Origin of the sequence: Enterobacter sp. 168J2, assembly GCF_034107265.1 — a bacterium.
Classification (GTDB): domain Bacteria; phylum Pseudomonadota; class Gammaproteobacteria; order Enterobacterales; family Enterobacteriaceae; genus Enterobacter; species Enterobacter nematophilus.
Genome location: NZ_JAWNEB010000001.1, coordinates 921,814 through 937,567, shown reverse-complemented (window position 1 = coordinate 937,567; position 15,754 = coordinate 921,814). Strand labels below are relative to the sequence as shown.

12 protein-coding genes are annotated in these 15,754 nt (G+C 55.8%); 7 read left to right on the top strand and 5 right to left on the bottom strand.

Annotated elements, in window-relative coordinates; genetic code table 11:
* Positions 1–84: 84 nt before the first annotated feature.
* A complete protein-coding gene (dmsD, locus tag USG84_RS04615) occupies positions 85–699 on the top strand; it encodes a Tat proofreading chaperone DmsD (RefSeq protein WP_253541806.1) in 615 nt (204 codons plus the stop codon).
* A gap of 81 nt (positions 700–780) precedes the next feature.
* Here dmsD and USG84_RS04610 read toward each other — a convergent pair whose 3' ends face one another.
* Complete coding sequence (locus tag USG84_RS04610; RefSeq protein WP_320738176.1) at positions 781–1,968, bottom strand: OmpP1/FadL family transporter; 1,188 nt, start codon at positions 1,966–1,968, stop codon at positions 781–783.
* 31 nt (positions 1,969–1,999) lie between these two features.
* On the bottom strand, positions 2,000–3,613 hold the full coding sequence (locus USG84_RS04605) for a mechanosensitive ion channel family protein (protein ID WP_151413845.1): 1,614 nt from the start codon (positions 3,611–3,613) through the stop codon (positions 2,000–2,002).
* A gap of 308 nt (positions 3,614–3,921) precedes the next feature.
* Here USG84_RS04605 and USG84_RS04600 point away from each other — a divergent pair, with 308 nt between their 5' ends.
* Together USG84_RS04600 and USG84_RS04595 are read left to right on the top strand one after the other, a co-directional pair.
* On the top strand, positions 3,922–5,400 hold the full coding sequence (locus tag USG84_RS04600) for a DUF1254 domain-containing protein (RefSeq protein WP_151413846.1): 1,479 nt from the start codon (positions 3,922–3,924) through the stop codon (positions 5,398–5,400).
* Positions 5,401–5,412: 12 nt separating this feature from the next.
* On the top strand, positions 5,413–6,876 hold the full coding sequence (locus USG84_RS04595; protein ID WP_151413847.1) for a DUF1254 domain-containing protein: 1,464 nt from the start codon (positions 5,413–5,415) through the stop codon (positions 6,874–6,876).
* Positions 6,877–6,931: 55 nt separating this feature from the next.
* Here USG84_RS04595 and USG84_RS04590 read toward each other — a convergent pair whose 3' ends face one another.
* Complete coding sequence (locus USG84_RS04590; RefSeq protein ID WP_253541796.1) at positions 6,932–7,765, bottom strand: MipA/OmpV family protein; 834 nt, start codon at positions 7,763–7,765, stop codon at positions 6,932–6,934.
* A 203-nt stretch (positions 7,766–7,968) separates the two neighbouring features.
* Between USG84_RS04590 and USG84_RS04585 the strand changes: the two genes are divergently transcribed.
* The 3 genes from USG84_RS04585 (at position 7,969) to USG84_RS04575 (ending at position 10,651) form a co-directional block, all read left to right on the top strand.
* Positions 7,969–8,646: a response regulator gene (locus tag USG84_RS04585; protein WP_061098351.1), complete on the top strand. Its 678-nt coding sequence runs from the start codon at positions 7,969–7,971 to the stop codon at positions 8,644–8,646.
* Positions 8,646–10,034: a sensor histidine kinase gene (locus USG84_RS04580; RefSeq protein WP_151413848.1), complete on the top strand. Its 1,389-nt coding sequence runs from the start codon at positions 8,646–8,648 to the stop codon at positions 10,032–10,034. The genes USG84_RS04585 and USG84_RS04580 overlap by 1 nt, the downstream gene beginning before the upstream one ends.
* A gap of 137 nt (positions 10,035–10,171) precedes the next feature.
* Positions 10,172–10,651 carry an RrF2 family transcriptional regulator gene (locus USG84_RS04575; RefSeq protein WP_061098353.1) on the top strand — a complete coding sequence of 160 codons (480 nt, stop codon included), beginning with the start codon at positions 10,172–10,174 and terminating at the stop codon, positions 10,649–10,651.
* 59 nt (positions 10,652–10,710) lie between these two features.
* On the opposite strand, the gene oqxB is transcribed toward USG84_RS04575, so the two are convergent.
* Positions 10,711–13,863: a multidrug efflux RND transporter permease subunit OqxB gene (gene oqxB, locus USG84_RS04570; protein ID WP_028012992.1), complete on the bottom strand. Its 3,153-nt coding sequence runs from the start codon at positions 13,861–13,863 to the stop codon at positions 10,711–10,713.
* 24 nt (positions 13,864–13,887) lie between these two features.
* Positions 13,888–15,063 carry an efflux RND transporter periplasmic adaptor subunit gene (locus USG84_RS04565; RefSeq protein WP_151413849.1) on the bottom strand — a complete coding sequence of 392 codons (1,176 nt, stop codon included), beginning with the start codon at positions 15,061–15,063 and terminating at the stop codon, positions 13,888–13,890.
* A 333-nt stretch (positions 15,064–15,396) separates the two neighbouring features.
* Between USG84_RS04565 and USG84_RS04560 the strand changes: the two genes are divergently transcribed.
* Positions 15,397–15,750 (top strand): helix-turn-helix domain-containing protein, encoded by a 354-nt coding sequence (locus USG84_RS04560; RefSeq protein ID WP_028012990.1) that lies wholly within the window; start codon positions 15,397–15,399, stop codon positions 15,748–15,750.
* Positions 15,751–15,754 lie beyond the last annotated feature (4 nt).

Below are 15,754 nucleotides of genomic sequence, written 5' to 3'. Positions count from 1 at the left end.
TTCTCTGACCCTGGCTTATGCTTTGGTCTGTATTAATAGTTAATCACGTCGCGCGGACATCACCGCGCGAGCAAGGAAGGTTTAATGAAAGACGTCTCACACCGTGACTCGTTCGCATTCAGCGCCCGCGTACTGGGCGCGCTGTTTTACTTCGCGCCTGACAGCGAGCAGACAGCCCCGCTGGTGCAGGCACTAACCGCTGGCGAATGGATAGAGGACTGGCCCCTGCCGCCGGAAACGCTGCAGCCCGTTGCCGAAACCTTTGCCTCGTCTTCCGATGAGCCGCTGACGGATGCCTGGCAACGGCTGTTCATTGGTCCTTATGCCCTGCCCGCTCCGCCGTGGGGTTCCGTCTGGCTGGACCGTGAATCCGTGCTGTTTGGCGATTCCACTCTCGCCCTGCGCCAGTGGATGCGGGAAAACAATATCGCGTTTCAGATGCAGCAAAATGAACCGGAAGATCATTTCGGCACCCTGCTGCTGCTGGCGGCATGGCTGGCCGAGAATGGCCGCGACTCGGAGTGCGATCGGCTTCTGGCGTGGCATCTGCTGCCGTGGAGCACGCGCTTTCTGTCGGTGTTTGTCGACAACGCCGGGCATCCGTTCTATATCGCGCTCGGCAGGCTTGCGCAGCTGACGCTGGCGGACTGGCGATCGGCGTTGGTTGTTCCGGTTGCGGAAAAGACGCTGTACCGCTAGGTGAAATGGCTTGCCTGCAGTGGGCGGGCAAGCCGTCAACACGGCAGTACTGTGCTCGTCGAAAATAGCTTAAGAAACCCGTCAAAACAGATAGCTGTAGTTCACGCTGGCAAACCACAGATACGGATCGTCATAGCTTCCCTTAAATTGTTCTGGCGATTTCACACGCGAGGACTGCATATGCAGATACGAGACGGCAAACCCTATGTTGCTTTGCGGCGTCACCTGATACTGGGCGCCCGTTGCAAAACGCCACTCGTCCCCGGTAGGTAAGGAAAGTGCAACATCATCCTGAGATTTGTAGACGGTACTGTCAAACGCGACGCCCGCATTGATGCGCCACAATTCGGTTGGACGATACTGTACCCCCAGCGCGGTATGCCACGAGTCTTTAAGACGATTTTTGCTTTCGGCATCTTGTCCGGCTACTGAAATCTGCGGGTTGCCAAATTGGCTCCAGTCCTGCCAGCCAAGGTCCCCCATTACCGACCACGTTTTATTGAAATCATGCACCAGGCTTAACATAATTTGCTGAGGCGCCCTGACCTGTGCAGAAACGGGAATGTCATATTCAACGTTGGGTAAGTTTGGGAAGCGGGCTTTGGCATCAATATTAAAGTCATAATCCGTTTTACTGGTCCATGCGATCCCCACCCGCGTTCGATCGGTAAGCGCCATCAGTAAGCCCAGACGGTAGCTCAGCGCCCAGTCATGATCGTTTTCTTTTACGTCTTCATCGTCGACATGGCGAGTAAGAGAAAGGAATCCGTAATTGACATTGACGGAACCGCCCACGGACACCCGCTCGCTCAGCTTATAGGCTAAGGACGGACTCAGGGTCATCGCGACCATCGTGCTTTTTTTGATGAGCCGTTCGCCTGCCCAGTTATCAAAATCAATGCCCAGACCATAATTGCCGTACAAACCCACGCCAGCATACAGCGCATCATCAATTTTCTGGGTGTAAAAGGCACTCGCATTTGGAAAAAAACGCAGGATATCGCCAGGGCTTTTGCGGCCCGAGTCATCATCAAGGTGATACGAAATATCCCCGTCCATTGCCTGTGATCCACCGGTAAACATATGGTCAGGCAGCCGCGTCATCCCGGCCGGGTTGGTCACTATTGTGGATGCATCCTGAGCGCGGGCGGCCTGGCCCGCCCCCGCAAGCGCGGTATCTTCAGTCCCTATTTCATAGAAATAGAGCGCGCTGGCCTGAGTCGCCTGCGAAAAAAACAGTCCCAGATAAAACAACGTCGATTTTCTCATGTGCCCTCTGCCTGCGAATGAATGCCCGTTTTTATTTGTCCCGCTCAGGTGCCACTGCCGGTGCCGGATACCAGTTCTCTTTGGCGACCATGACGCTGCCTTCAGGCTGCATAACGAAGTTGGGCGACATGATCTGCACGTTGAATTCGTTGAAAACATCCTGAATGTTGCTGAACAGCAGATTGCGCGCGGCAGCCAGCGGCTGTCCGGGTAGCAGCCTGACCTGAAGCTCATAGGCGATATACCAGTCCATTAACGCCAGCTGACGCACCAGCGGCGCGGTCGTAAGATCCACGCACGCTGTCCGTTTGGCGGCCAGCTCAAGCATGGCATGAACCTGTCGCCAGGGCGTGTCGTACCCGATGGTGACGCTTACGGTCAGGTTGATGCTGCCATCATTATTTTGAGCGCTGAGGTTCGTTATTTTGCCGCTCACCACGACGGCATTAGGTACGGTCACTACGTAGTTTTCACGCGTGATAATTTTGGTGGCGAGCATACCGATTTCACTCACCTTCCCTTCGTTATCCGCGACCCGAATAACATCCCCTTTGCGCAGCGCGCGTGAATAAATCAGTACGAGGCCGCTCATGGCATGATTCATCACCCCGGCAGATCCCAGCGTGAGCATAAGCCCAAAAAAGACGCTTATGCCCTTAAAGGCCAGCGAATTGGCGCCGGGGAGAAACGGGTATGCGGCGGAGAGCGCGAACAACCACACCACCACAGAGAGCAGTTTTCTGGTTGCCCCGACGGTTTCGGGGTGAAGTCCCGGAAACTGTAAACGGCCCGCCTCCACCTGATTGAGTACCATCTTCAACAACTTAAGAATGAAGGCGGTGATGATAAAAATAATCAAAACAATCAGCAGGCCCGGTAAGGCAGAAACGATGGATAAGAAAATCTGACGAACGACGCGCAGGGACCAGTCGCCCAGCGAGGTTGCCCAAACCCGCGTCCAGGGAAACAGGCTAAACGCCCAGCTAAGCCAGACATAGAAAGCTATCATCCCCAGCAATATCATCAGCAAGGCGTATAGACGGGCTTCAACGGCACCGACGTAACGCCGCCAGGTTTTAGGGATCAACCCGCGCTTTTCTGCAATCCGGCGACGAAAGTGGCGCTTGACCCGACGCCAGGAGCGCCACGCGCCCCAGATAAGCAATAAACAACCGGCCAGCCCCAGCGCGGTTTTCACCGCGGAAAGCACAAGCCATCCGGTGTCGTATTGGTCGTGAAGCGCTGTGCGCTGTGCCTCCAAACGCGCCAGCACGCGCTGCGCGGCCTGATCGAGAGTCAGGTCGTCACCTTCATCAAGATCCGCCTGCGTCAGCAGCATAAGCGGCTTGCCATTCATCACGAACAGCTTGCCCTGCTGGTTATAACGGGTGACGGGGACAATTTTTATCGGTTCACGGACATCCGCCTGGCTGAAATTACGCAGCGTGTTGCGGATGCGTAAAACGCGTTCTTCCGGGGTTGTCAGGCCGAACTTTGCCTGAAGCATGACGATGGGGGTATGGAAAATATACAGCGTGCGCGCTTGCTCCTGCTCCGTCGGTTCCTGACGGGGCTCAGCAGCAAACGCGCCAGGCGTTAAAAGGACTATCACAAGCGTTAAAAATGCGAGCGCTCTTTTATTCATACCCGGCACCAAGGAGCGTGAAATTAACTTTTTTCATTACTCTGCCAACCAAACGGTAGACGCACGATTTTCTGAGCATAGACCAGCGCTTCAGTTCTGCAATTTTCCTGTAAACCTCACCTTTTCATTCAGCAAGAAGGAAATACTCCTTTCGCAAATTTATTAATAAATAAATCTAAAGATTACATTTTTGCAGCGTTAACTATCATTAAATGGCATTCGGCATATTCAGCGTCAGACGGCAGTGTCCTACAGGTTGAGGTGACATTCTCCGCTGGCTATTCAGCTTATTCACTCAGGAAAGTGTTATGAAATTTCATGTAATAACCTCTGCTGTATTACTGGCACTGGCATTTTCTCAGCCGGTATTCGCGGCCGATGCGCCTTTATCGCCGTTAATGAAACAGCTCAATAACGGCAACTGGCTGGCACCGGAAGAGGCGCAGACGCTTAGCGACGAACTGTATTATCAGGATGCCATTCAGGCATATATTCAAACCTTGCCCCTTTTGAATACTATCGGTTTGCGTGATGGTTCCGAGGCAGCATTTGGCAAAGGCTACAATGTCCTGCCAATCTGGAAAGAGCGCATGGACAGCCGTGCCGTCGTGCCGACGCCAAACGGGGATGTTATCTATTCGATGAGCTACCTGGACCTTAAAGAGACGGGTCCGCTGGTGGTTAAAGCTCCGGCAAACGTCATCGGCATGTTTACCGATTTCTTCCAGAAAACCATCACCGACGTAGGAGCTATCGGCCCGGACCGTGCTCGCGGTGGCTTGTATCTGCTGTTACCGCCTGACTACGAAGGGCCGGTCCCTCAGGGTTATTACGCCTTTAAATCATCAACTTATAACGTATTCCTCTTCTTCAGAACCATCATGGGGAAAGGTGACGGTAAGCCTGACCCGGTCCCGGCGGTAAAAAATGCTGAAACGACGCGAATTTATCCGCTCTGGGACGTAGAGAAAGAGGTCAAGCCGATGCAGTTCCCGGACGCCAGCGGCAAGCGCGTCAACATGATGTATCCAACGGACGCCAGCTACTGGCAGAAACTGAAAACCTTCGTGGACTATGAGCCTTTAACGGCGATCCCGGAGGAGACGCGTAGCGCATTGTTAAGCATCGGCATGGTTAAAGGGAAACCTTTCGCGCCGACGGCGAAGCAGCAGGAAATGCTTAATAAAGCGGTCGCCACCGCACCGCGAATGATTCTGGCTCGCCGACAGGTGGGGCGCGACGATCAGCGTCAGCTGTACTACAAAGACAGACAGTGGGAAAACTCGTGGGCGGGTGCAACCGCAGAATGGATGCAGTACGGCACGCTTGATGCTAATCAGCGCGCGGCCTTCTTCCAGATTGCCTATTCCAGCGCGGCCGCGATGGTAATGCATACCACCGGGGCGGGCTCGAAATATCCTTACACGACCAAAGACAACACCGGTAAATTCCTGAACGGCAGCAATACTTACAAACTGCATCTGCCGCCAAATCCGCCAGCCGCGCTGTTCTGGGCGGTAACGGCCTACAACATCACCGACGGCACAATGCCTGAAACCGATCAGCTGCTGCCCTCCACCAACGGTTATTACAACATTCCGAAAAACAATGACGGCTCCATCGACCTTTGGTTTGGGCCAAATAAACCGGACGGCGTAGCCGACAGCGCGTTTATCAAAACGGTTCCCGACCGTAACTTCCTTGTCGCCCTTCGCCTGTACGGCACCGAGGACGGCTTCTACGATCAAACCTGGGTACCGGACGATCTGGTGCAGACCAACAAATAATTGAGAGAAAACATGAAAAAACGCTACCTTGCCCTTTTCACCGCGCTGGCGCTCAGCGCGGGCGTTCATGCGCAAACTGCGCCGCTAACCATTCCGCATCCCACCCAGTTTGATCGGTTAAACCAGCCGTCTGCGGATGTGACGATGCCAGAAAGCTATGTAAAGGCCATTGCGCAGCAGGCCTACATCTGGGGCTGGCCCATGGTGAACCAGTTCAACCGCCGGGAAACCATCACCAAAGCGCCCTATCCCGCGCTTAATGGCGGGATGGTCCCCGTCGCACCTATGGGTCAGCTCAGCATGCTGACGGACTATATCAAGCCGGAAGAAACCTTCGTTACCTGCCCAAACCAGGACGTTGTATACGGGCTTGGCTTCTTCGAGTTAGATAAAGAACCGATCGTTATTCAGGTACCTGATTTTGGCGAGCGTTTCTGGGTCTACGCTATTTATGACGCCCGCACGAACCAGATTGGTAACGTCGGTAAGCCTTACGGCACGAAGCCCGGATTTTATTTATTAGTCGGGCCGAACTGGAAAGGAGAAACACCGAAGGGTATTGAAGGAGTTATTCGTTCCTCCACTGAAATGGCTAACGTCATTCCACGCGTGCAGATGGATGACACCCCGGAAGAGCGCAAAGCCATTCAGCCTCCCATCAAAGAAATCATGACCTACCCGTTAAGCCAGTTTGACGGGAAAATGAAATCCTTTGAGTACTCAAAAATTCCCGCCATTGGTGATAAACCGGATGCCAGCGCGGGCGAGACGCGTTGGGTGGTGCCAGAAAAATTCTTTGACCAGTTCGCAAACGTGCTGGAAAAAGTGCCGCCGCTGCCTGGCGAAGAGGCCATGTACGCGCAGTACCGCCATCTTGTAGAGGCCGGGAAGAAAAACCCTGAAGTACGCAAATGGATGGATGAAGCAGCCATCGAGACCGATAAAACGGTGATTGCAGACTTCTTTAAATGGAAGAATAACGGGGTGCCTGCCGGCAACGGCTGGAACCGCTCGAAAAACAACGCCGAGTTCGGGGTGGACTACTACAACCGAACCGGCACCTCCAAATCGAATATGTTCGATAACAAACCGGACGAAACCCAGTATTTCTACACCGACAATGATGCCGCAGGTGAACAGCTATCTGGTAAGCATGACTACACGGTAACCTTCGCCAAAGGCGAGCTTCCTCCTGTAAAAGGTTTCTGGTCACTCACGCTTTACAACAGTAAACATCTGTTTAGCCCCAATGAGCTGAACCGTTATTCACTGGGGACGAAAAATAAAAACCTGAAGTACAACGAGGATGGTTCGCTGACGCTCTATGTCAGCAAAACCCGCCCTTCTGACGATAAGGTCAATAACTGGCTCCCGGCTCCGGACGGTAATTTGTCACTCTACATCCGCGCCTACTGGGGCGAACAGCCTATTCTGGACGGCACCTGGCAGCCACCGAAGATCGAAACGGTTAAATAAGCCAACGCGGTCGCCCCCGGATGGCTGTTCGGGGGCGTTTAGCAGAACCTACACGCTAAAAACTGTACGTCACCTTCAAGCTCCCCGTGGGTGACGTTTTACGTTTCACTATCGGGCTATCACCCGCATCCCCCGTCAGCTGCGTAGCGCCCGCGGAAGCAAGCACGCTCCAGCGCGACGTGAGCTTATGGCTCCAGTCAAGGCTCATCGAATACGCGTAAATTCCCGCTCCGGCGTTATGTCGGGCAAACCCCGACGCGCTCGACTGGGCGTCACTGACGCCATAGTAGGTCTGCATATACTTGCCGGAACCCCAGCTGCCGGTCAGCGCCAGCGTCACCGCATTTTTTGGTGATGTATAAAGCGGGCTGGAAATGCCGAAATGCACCGCCTCACCGTTGTCTCTCTCAGAAACAGGAACCTCAGCCTGCAGCTGGAGATTAAGCCAGTCGGTCACTTTATATCCCAGCCCGGGCACAACGATTGCAGAGCCTTTTATCTCGCCCATTCCTCGCAGCTCGTCGCTGCCGGAGCCGATCGAATCGCTGCTGACGTCTTTATCTTTCCGGCCCGTGCGATAGCTCAGGGCAGCGCTGTAATCGAGATTACCGATATTATTCCCGTAACCGATACCCCGCGTGGTGCTGATAAAGAAGCCATTCGCCATTGAGTAATCCACCACCTGAGCCGCGCTAACGCGGCTTTTATCCGAACCCGAGTAGCGCGGCGCGACGTCCACGCCTCCCCCCAGAGTTAAGACATTGCCCTTCTGTTCTGCTGCCATTACCGGGGTGGCCAGTAACGCCAGAACAACGCCCGGCACAATGCTTTTCAGTCTGTAGCCCGAAAGTGAATGGGGGAACGTATGACGCAGTTCGATGTTTCTCATTAAAGAAGCCCTTATGGATTCAAATGGTTGCGATGCAGGCGGTGAAACGCCAGGACGCCCATTTTGAATACCGACCCTAAGGTTCTTATGAGCCGAAAATGAAGAAACGCTGAAGCGCCAGCCGGTGCTGTAAACCGGACGGATTTCCTGCTACCGTTTTTTTCTTAAGTTGTTCTTCATCCACGGTTGTTACAGTTACCAATGTGAAAATTTTACTAATCGAAGACGACCTGGATCTTGGCAACGGCGTGCGTATTGCCCTTTCAGATCAGGGATTTGACGTCATATGGGTTCGCCGTAAAGAGGATGCGCTGCATCAGCTTGACGTCTGCGTGCCGGAACTGATTTTGCTCGACCTGGGGCTGCCCGACGGCGACGGCATGAGCCTGATGACGCGTTTGCGCCAGCAGCTTAAGGGGATCCCCGTCATTATCCTGACGGCGCGAGGCACTCTGCAGGATCGCCTGTGCGGCCTGGATGCCGGTGCAGACGACTATCTTGTCAAACCCTTCGTTCTCGCCGAACTGCTGGCGCGAGTCAGGGCCCTTGCGCGACGCAGCTACGGTTTTGAAAATGAGGCGATAGAGATCCGGGGCTTATCGCTCCATGTCCCGACGCGCCGCGTGACGGTGAGCGCGCGTCACGTTGAGCTGACGGCCAGTGAATATGCGCTGCTTGAAACGTTGATGCTGCGCGCTGACCGGGTGATCACGCGGCGGTTCCTGGAAGAAAGGATATTCGGCAACAAGGAAAATCTCAGTAATGCGCTCGACGTGCATATGGGAAATTTGCGGCGGAAAATAGGCGAAGGCTATGTGCGAACGGTGCGGGGCGTCGGGTACGTCATTGATACCGTCTCTGTTCAGAAGGTGACGGGTTAATGCGAAACGTCTGGTATCTCCTGAAGCGTCCCACGCTGGTGCGGCGAATTATCATCGCCCAGATGGTGCTGCTTACCCTGCTGTGGTGTCTTTTTTTGACCTTCATACTGCTGGAGGACCTGCGTAGCCCTCCGATACTGACGGGCAGTAAGACGTACGACACTGTTTTTTCCCTGGTCGATCGTCTTGACGAACGCCCGCAGGATCGTAACGAGGTGCTGGAAGCGTTCAGTAAGGCGTTGCGGGAAGGCTATGGCGGCGGCGAAGATCCTGCATTATCAATCAACCTCATCGTTCGCAAGAATAACGCAATCATTTTTTCATCCGCTGGCGCACCAACGGGAGTAATGAACACCAGGCTGGGTGAAATGCAGCGTGTTCAGAGTGACGGTCGTACCTGGACCAGCCGTACCCTCAAATCCCCTCGTTCCGACGTGGACGTTACCCTTTTCACACCGGCCGGCAGCTGGAACTTCTTTATCTATCTGAACTCACGCGGCTACTACATTATGCCGCTGCTGGTCTGTATTCCTTTTCTTCTGTTTCCCGCGTGGCTGTCGATCCGCATTGCGATGCGTCCCTGGAGCAAGGTGGTGAATGAAATTTCATTACGCAGGCCAGACGATCTCTCTCCCTTAAAAGCCGGCCCGAGGCACAGGGAGCTTCGCAAAATGGTGGACGCGATAAACGATTTTCTCGCCAGAGTGCGGGAAAGCGCTGAACGAGAACGGGTTTTCATTGCGGACGCCGCGCACGAGCTGCGTACGCCGCTGGCTGCGATGCGCATTAACGTGGAGGCGCTGCAGTCCTGGGCAAGCAGCGAGAGCCAGCGGCAGCTGCTTGCAGGGATTGTGCGCAGCAACGGCCGGGCGGCGCGTCTCGTCAACCAGCTGCTGCTGCTGATGCACAGTGAAGCGCGCATTGACACCGCGATGGAGCCCGTGCCGCTGACGTCGCTCATACAAGAGCGGATGGCTGCGCTGGAGCCGCTAGCGTCCGGGCGCAGGATTGAGCTGGAATTCTTCGCTGAGGATGAGATCTGGATTGCTGGCGTCAGGGAGCGTCTGATGTCGCTGATCGACAATCTGATTGAAAACGCCGTGAAGTACAGCCCTGATGGCGGGCGGATTCAGGTAGAGGTACGCTCAGCAGATAAATCAGCCCAGCTGCGCGTCTCCGATGAGGGGCCGGGCATTCCGGTTGAATTGCGCGAGCGCGTGTTCGACCGGTTTTTCCGCGATCCCAATCAGATGCAAAGCGGGAGCGGGCTGGGGCTTGCCATTGTCAAAGCGGTTGCACAGCAGCATAACAGCAGCGTAAACCTGAGTACTTCCGCAGAAGGTGGCCTCCTGGTGACGGTTGACTTCCCGGACCGCACGTTTAGCTAAACCAGAACAGGGTGTTCGATCGCAAATGCCGCAGATTGCTTCAAAAAAATTACCGTATTTGTTATATTGTTGTTTATTGCTTATTCACCTCTGCGGTGCCAAAAAGAACAAGATTCACCGCAACCCAGGAAAGAGAAATGTTAGATTACCGCTTCCCGACAGCTTTGCAGATGGTTCTCAGCGTAGCGATGGCGGAGCAACTAGGTGAACGTTCGACAAGTGCGATTCTGGCCTACGGCCTGGAAGCCAACCCGAGCTTTATCCGCAAATTGATGGTTCCACTCACGCGTGACGGCATTATCGTCTCAACGCTTGGCCGCAACGGCTCAATTCATCTTGGACGTCCGCCGGAAAAGATTACCCTGCGCGATATCTACCTTTCAGTCACCGAAGATAAAAAACTCTGGGCGTCGCGCCCGGACGTGCCGGCCCGCTGCGTGGTCAGCGCGAATGCCTGCTGGTACTTCAAATCGATTTCCGAAGAAGCAGAGCAGGCTTCGCTCGCGGTACTGGCGCGCCACACCGTGGCAAGCGCGCTGGACGAGGTCAAAAAAGCCGATACCAGCGGGTGCGATCCTTTACCTGAACTCATTGCCCAGTACAAAAAAGCCCAGTAATTTTCGCGAAAAAAAACCGCCTTTACGATAAAGGCGGTTTTTTGTTATCTGCGGTATCCCTACGCGGGCAGAACCTCCCTTTCCACTTTGCCGCGCGTCACGAACTTACGCAGCGTCACGTAGAACACCGGCGTCAGGAACAGACCAAACAGCGTTACGCCCAGCATCCCGGAGAAGACCGTAATCCCGGTGACGCCGCGCACTTCTGCGCCCGCGCCGTGGCCGAGGATCAGCGGAATGGTCCCGGCGATAAAGGCGATGGACGTCATCACAATCGGACGTAAACGCAGGCGGCACGCTTCCAGCGCCGCTTCCATGATGCCTTTGCCCTGAATTTCCAGCTCGCGGGCAAACTCCACGATAAGAATCGCGTTTTTACAGGCCAGCCCCATCAGCACCACCAGCCCCACCTGCACGAAGACGTTGTTATCGCCACCGGTCAGCCAGACGCCAAACAGCGCGGAAAGCATAGTCATCGGAACAATGAGGATCACCGCCAGCGGCAGCGTCCAGCTTTCATACAGCGCCGCCAGCACCAGGAACGCCAGCAGTACCGCGACCGGGAAGACGATCAGCGCCGTATTGCCCTGCGTGGCCTGCTGGAAGCTCAGATCCGTCCATTCAATATTCATTCCGTTCGGCAGGATCTGCTTAGACATCGCGTCCAGCTGCGTCATCGCCTGCGCGGACGAGAGCACGCGCGGGTCGGCATCGCCAATCAGATCCGCTGCCGGGTAGCCATTGTAGCGGATCACCGGATCCGGCCCGTAGGTGGTCGTGATTTTCACCATACTGCCAATCGGCACCATTTCGCCCTGGCTATTCCGGGTGCGTAAATTCGCAATATCTTCCACGCTGTCGCGGAACTGCCCGTCTGCCTGCGCCATCACGCGCCAGGTGCGTCCGAACTGGTTGAAGTCGTTCACGTACGACGAGCCCAGATAGGTTTGCAGCGTACCGAACAGATCGGTCAGCGACACGCCCTGCGCTTTCGCCTTATCGCGGTCAACCTGCACGTCCAGCTGCGGAACGTTAGCCTGATAGGTGGAGATCGGGAAGTGCATCCCAGGCGTCTGCATAATCGCACCGGACATGGTGTTCACCGCGTTTTGCAGCGCGCCATAGCCCAGACCCGCGCGATCCTGAATATACAGCGAGTAGCCTGACCCCTGACCCAGCCCCAGAATCGGCGGCGGCAGAATGGAGAAACCAAAGCCCTGCTGGATTTGCGCGATTTTGGCGTTAATCTCCGCGTTAATTTCCGCCGCAGAGTGCTTGCGCTGGTCAAACGGCTTCAGGCCGAAGAAGACCGTCCCGGTATTCGGCGTGTTGGTGAACTGCAGCGCGTTCAGCCCCGGGAAAGCCACCGCGTAGTCCACGCCTTCGGTATTCATGCCGATTTCGCTCATTTTGCGGATCACCGCGTCGGTGCGCGCCAGCGACGAGCCTTCCGGCATCTTCACGCCGCCAATCAGGTAGAGCTTATCCTGCGTCGGAATAAACCCGCCGGGTACCGCTTTAAACATGACGCCCGCGGCACACAGCAGCAGCAGATACACCACAAACACCGCGCCGCGTCGGCCCAGCGTTTTGCCTACCAGCCCCTGATAGCCGTTCGAGCTACGATGGAAAAAGCGGTTAAACGGACGGAAAATCCAGCCGAACAGGCGATCGATAAGCCGGGTCGGGAAGTCTTTCGGCGCGCCGTGCGGTTTTAACAGCAGCGCAGCCAGCGCCGGAGAGAGCGTCAGCGAGTTGATGGCGGAGATCACCGTGGAAATCGCTATCGTCACCGCAAACTGCTTGTAGAACTGACCGGTAACGCCAGAGAGGAATGCCATCGGCACGAACACCGCGCACAGCACCAGCGCAATCGCGATAATGGGCCCGGAGACTTCACGCATCGCCTGATGCGCGGCCGCAAGCGGCGCAAGCCCCTCTTCAATGTTTCGCTCGACGTTTTCCACCACCACGATGGCGTCGTCCACCACGATACCGATGGCCAACACCAGCCCGAACAGGCTGAGGGTATTAAGCGAAAAGCCCAGCAAATAGAGAATGCTGAACGTCCCCACCACCGACACCGGCACCGCGATCAGCGGAATGATCGACGCGCGCCAGGTTTGCAGGAACAGGATCACCACCAGTACAACCAGCACCACCGCTTCCAGCAGGGTTTGCACCACCGCACGGATGGAGTCGCGCACGAAAACTGTCGGATCGTAAGGTGCCGCCCACTTCATATCTTCCGGGAAACGGGTGGACAGTTCGTCCATTTTGGCGCGCACCGCATTAGACAAATCAATGGCGTTTGCCCCCGGTGACTGGAAGATACCAATCCCGACCGCGTCTTTGTTGTTAAGCTGGGAGCGCAGCGCATAGCTGCCGGAACCCATCTCGATACGCGCCACGTCGCGCAGGCGGACGACCGAACCGTCCTCCGACGTTTTCAGGACAATGTTGCCAAACTCTTCCTCGGTATGCAGACGACCCTGAGCGTTAATGGAGATCAGGAAATCGCTCTCTTTCGGCAGCGGCTCGGCGCCAAGCTGCCCGGCGGACACCTGCACGTTCTGTTCCTGCATTGCCGTGACCACGTCCGAGGCTGTCAGCCCGCGGGCCGCGACCTTGTTCGGGTCCAGCCAGATGCGCATGGCGTATTCACCGGAGCCGAAAATCTGAATCTGGCCGACGCCGGGGAGACGCGCCAGCTCGTCCTTCACCTTCAGCGTGGCGTAGTTGCGCATGTACAGTGAATCGTACTTACCGTTGGGCGAGAACAGATGCACCACCAGCGTCAGCGTTGGCGACTGCTTCTGCGTCGTGATGCCCAGGCGCCGCACGTCTTCCGGCAGACGCGCCTCGGCCTGGGCGACGCGGTTTTGCACCTGCACCTGCGCCTGATCGGGATCGGTACCCGGACGGAACGTGACGGTAGTGACCAGCACGCCGTCCGAGCCGGCGACGGATTTCATGTACATCATGTTCTCAACGCCGTTTATCGCTTCTTCCAGCGGCGTCGCCACGGTCTCGGCAATCACTTTCGGGTTGGCGCCCGGATACTCCGCGCGCACCTGCACGCTTGGCGGTACGACGTCAGGATATTCGCTCACCGGCAGAAGCGGGATGGCGATTAATCCTGTGATAAAAATCAGAATCGACAGTACGGCAGCGAAAATCGGCCTGTCGATGAAAAAGCGGGAAAAGTCCATGGGAAGGATTCTCTGGTCAAGTGATCAGTTGAGGGCGGTGCTGGCAGTCATGGCGACGGTTTTCGCATTCACCGGCATACCCGGCATGAACACTTTCTGTAGACCGTCAACGATGACCTTATCGCCAGGTTTCAGCCCCTGCTGCACGATGCGTAAACCGTCGGCCAGACGCCCCGGCGTAATATCGCGACGCTGCGCTTTGCCCTCTTTGTCCACGATATAAACATACTTGCGATCCTGGTCAGTCAGCACCGCTTTGTCGTCAATAAGCGTGGCCTGGAATTCAGCGCTGCCCGGCAGGCGCACGCGGGCAAAGAGTCCCGGCGTGAACTGACGCTGCGCGTTATCCAGCAGCGCGCGCATGCGGATCGTACCGGTACTCGGCGTAAGCTGATTATCAAGGAAATCCACTTTGCCCTGATGGGGGTAGCCCTCCTCGCCGGCAAGGCCGATCTCAACCGGTAGCGCCGTATGGTGGCTGGACGCCCTCTGCCCGTTGCGGGCGAGATTTTGATAGTGAAGATAGGTTGACTCATCCACGTCAAAGTAGACGTAAACCGTCTTCTGCGAGACCAGCGTGGTGAGCACGCTGGCGCTGTCGCCCGCGGAGACCAGATTGCCGCTGGTGATTAACGCCCGGCTGGCGCGGCCATCAATAGGTGCCGTCACTTTGGTGAAGTCGAGATTCAGCTGCGCGGCGTCTACCGCAGCCTGGGCCGCGCGAATATCGGCCTGCGCCTGAATGGCGGCCGAACGGCGCTGCTCCCACTCTTCACGGGATACCAGGTTGGTATTGATTAATTTATCGGTACGGTTAGCCTCGCTTCGCGCCAGGCTGGCCTGCGTTTTGGCTCTCTCCAGCGTCGCCTGCGCCTGCTCCAGCGCGGCGCGATAGGTTCGGTCATCAATCGTGAACAGCACCTCGCCCTTTTTCACTTCCTGGCCGTCGGTGAAATTCACTTTGTCGATGTAGCCAGAGACGCGGGGGCGAAGCTGCACGCTTTCCACAGCTTCAATCCGGCCGTTAAAGCTATCCCACTGGCTAATGGATTTCACAACCACGTCAGCAGCATTGACGGCGGGCGCGGGCGGCGCGGCGTTATGCGCTACGCTGTCATCACATCCGACGAGCAGCACGGAGAGCAGCATCGCTCCCAGCGCATTCAGATGATAGTTTCCCCAGGTTTTTTGCAGGCTCATTATTTTTATTCCGGTAATTGTAGCCGCCGGGCAAGACGCAGCGGGAGGCGCCGCGCCACTTCCTTTGTCCGGGCTGGCTTAAGGCCATTTGTGTCGTTCATCGCCACAAAACTGTAACAGTTTCGAATACACTATCGCGGCGATTGTAGGAATGCGCCTAACTAAGTGCAAGAATAATTGTTGCACTTTATGTGCTATTTGAGTCGTCGATAAAAGGCCCGTTTCGGGTAAGGATTTAAATGCAACAATAAAACTTGCAATTATCGTGAAACCAGGCCACCTTAAAATGCAACAGATAAAGATACTTTTCTATCGCTGCGTGGGGGAAACCTGATGAACACTGGCGCATTTATGCATGATTTACTCGACTGGATTGATAACAACCTCGACAGTCGCCTGGACATTGAGACCGTCTCAAGGCGCTCCGGCTATTCGAAATGGCACCTCCAGCGCCTGTTCAAAGAGCACACGGGCTATCCCCTCGCCGGCTATATTCGCGCGCAAAAGCTGCAAAAATCGGTTGAGCGCCTCGCACACAGCGATGAGCCCATCCTGAACGTGGCGATTGCGCTCGGGTTTGACTCTCAGCAGTCCTTCAACCGCAGCTTTAAGCGCCAATTCGGTCAGGCACCTGGCGCATGGCGACGCAGCATCGGCGGCCGTGAAACGCAGCCGATGCACCAGTAGCTCA

Excerpts from the sequence above, each read along its gene's own strand:
- dmsD (WP_253541806.1), top strand. The coding sequence starts at position 85 with ATGAAAGACGTCTCACACCGTGACTCGTTCGCATTCAGCGCCCGCGTA.
- USG84_RS04610 (WP_320738176.1), bottom strand. The coding sequence starts at position 1,968 with ATGAGAAAATCGACGTTGTTTTATCTGGGACTGTTTTTTTCGCAGGCG.
- USG84_RS04605 (WP_151413845.1), bottom strand. The coding sequence starts at position 3,613 with ATGAATAAAAGAGCGCTCGCATTTTTAACGCTTGTGATAGTCCTTTTA.
- USG84_RS04600 (WP_151413846.1), top strand. The coding sequence starts at position 3,922 with ATGAAATTTCATGTAATAACCTCTGCTGTATTACTGGCACTGGCATTT.
- USG84_RS04595 (WP_151413847.1), top strand. The coding sequence starts at position 5,413 with ATGAAAAAACGCTACCTTGCCCTTTTCACCGCGCTGGCGCTCAGCGCG.
- USG84_RS04590 (WP_253541796.1), bottom strand. The coding sequence starts at position 7,765 with ATGAGAAACATCGAACTGCGTCATACGTTCCCCCATTCACTTTCGGGC.
- USG84_RS04580 (WP_151413848.1), top strand. The coding sequence starts at position 8,646 with ATGCGAAACGTCTGGTATCTCCTGAAGCGTCCCACGCTGGTGCGGCGA.
- USG84_RS04575 (WP_061098353.1), top strand. The coding sequence starts at position 10,172 with ATGTTAGATTACCGCTTCCCGACAGCTTTGCAGATGGTTCTCAGCGTA.
- oqxB (WP_028012992.1), bottom strand. The coding sequence starts at position 13,863 with ATGGACTTTTCCCGCTTTTTCATCGACAGGCCGATTTTCGCTGCCGTA.
- USG84_RS04565 (WP_151413849.1), bottom strand. The coding sequence starts at position 15,063 with ATGAGCCTGCAAAAAACCTGGGGAAACTATCATCTGAATGCGCTGGGA.
- USG84_RS04560 (WP_028012990.1), top strand. The coding sequence starts at position 15,397 with ATGAACACTGGCGCATTTATGCATGATTTACTCGACTGGATTGATAAC.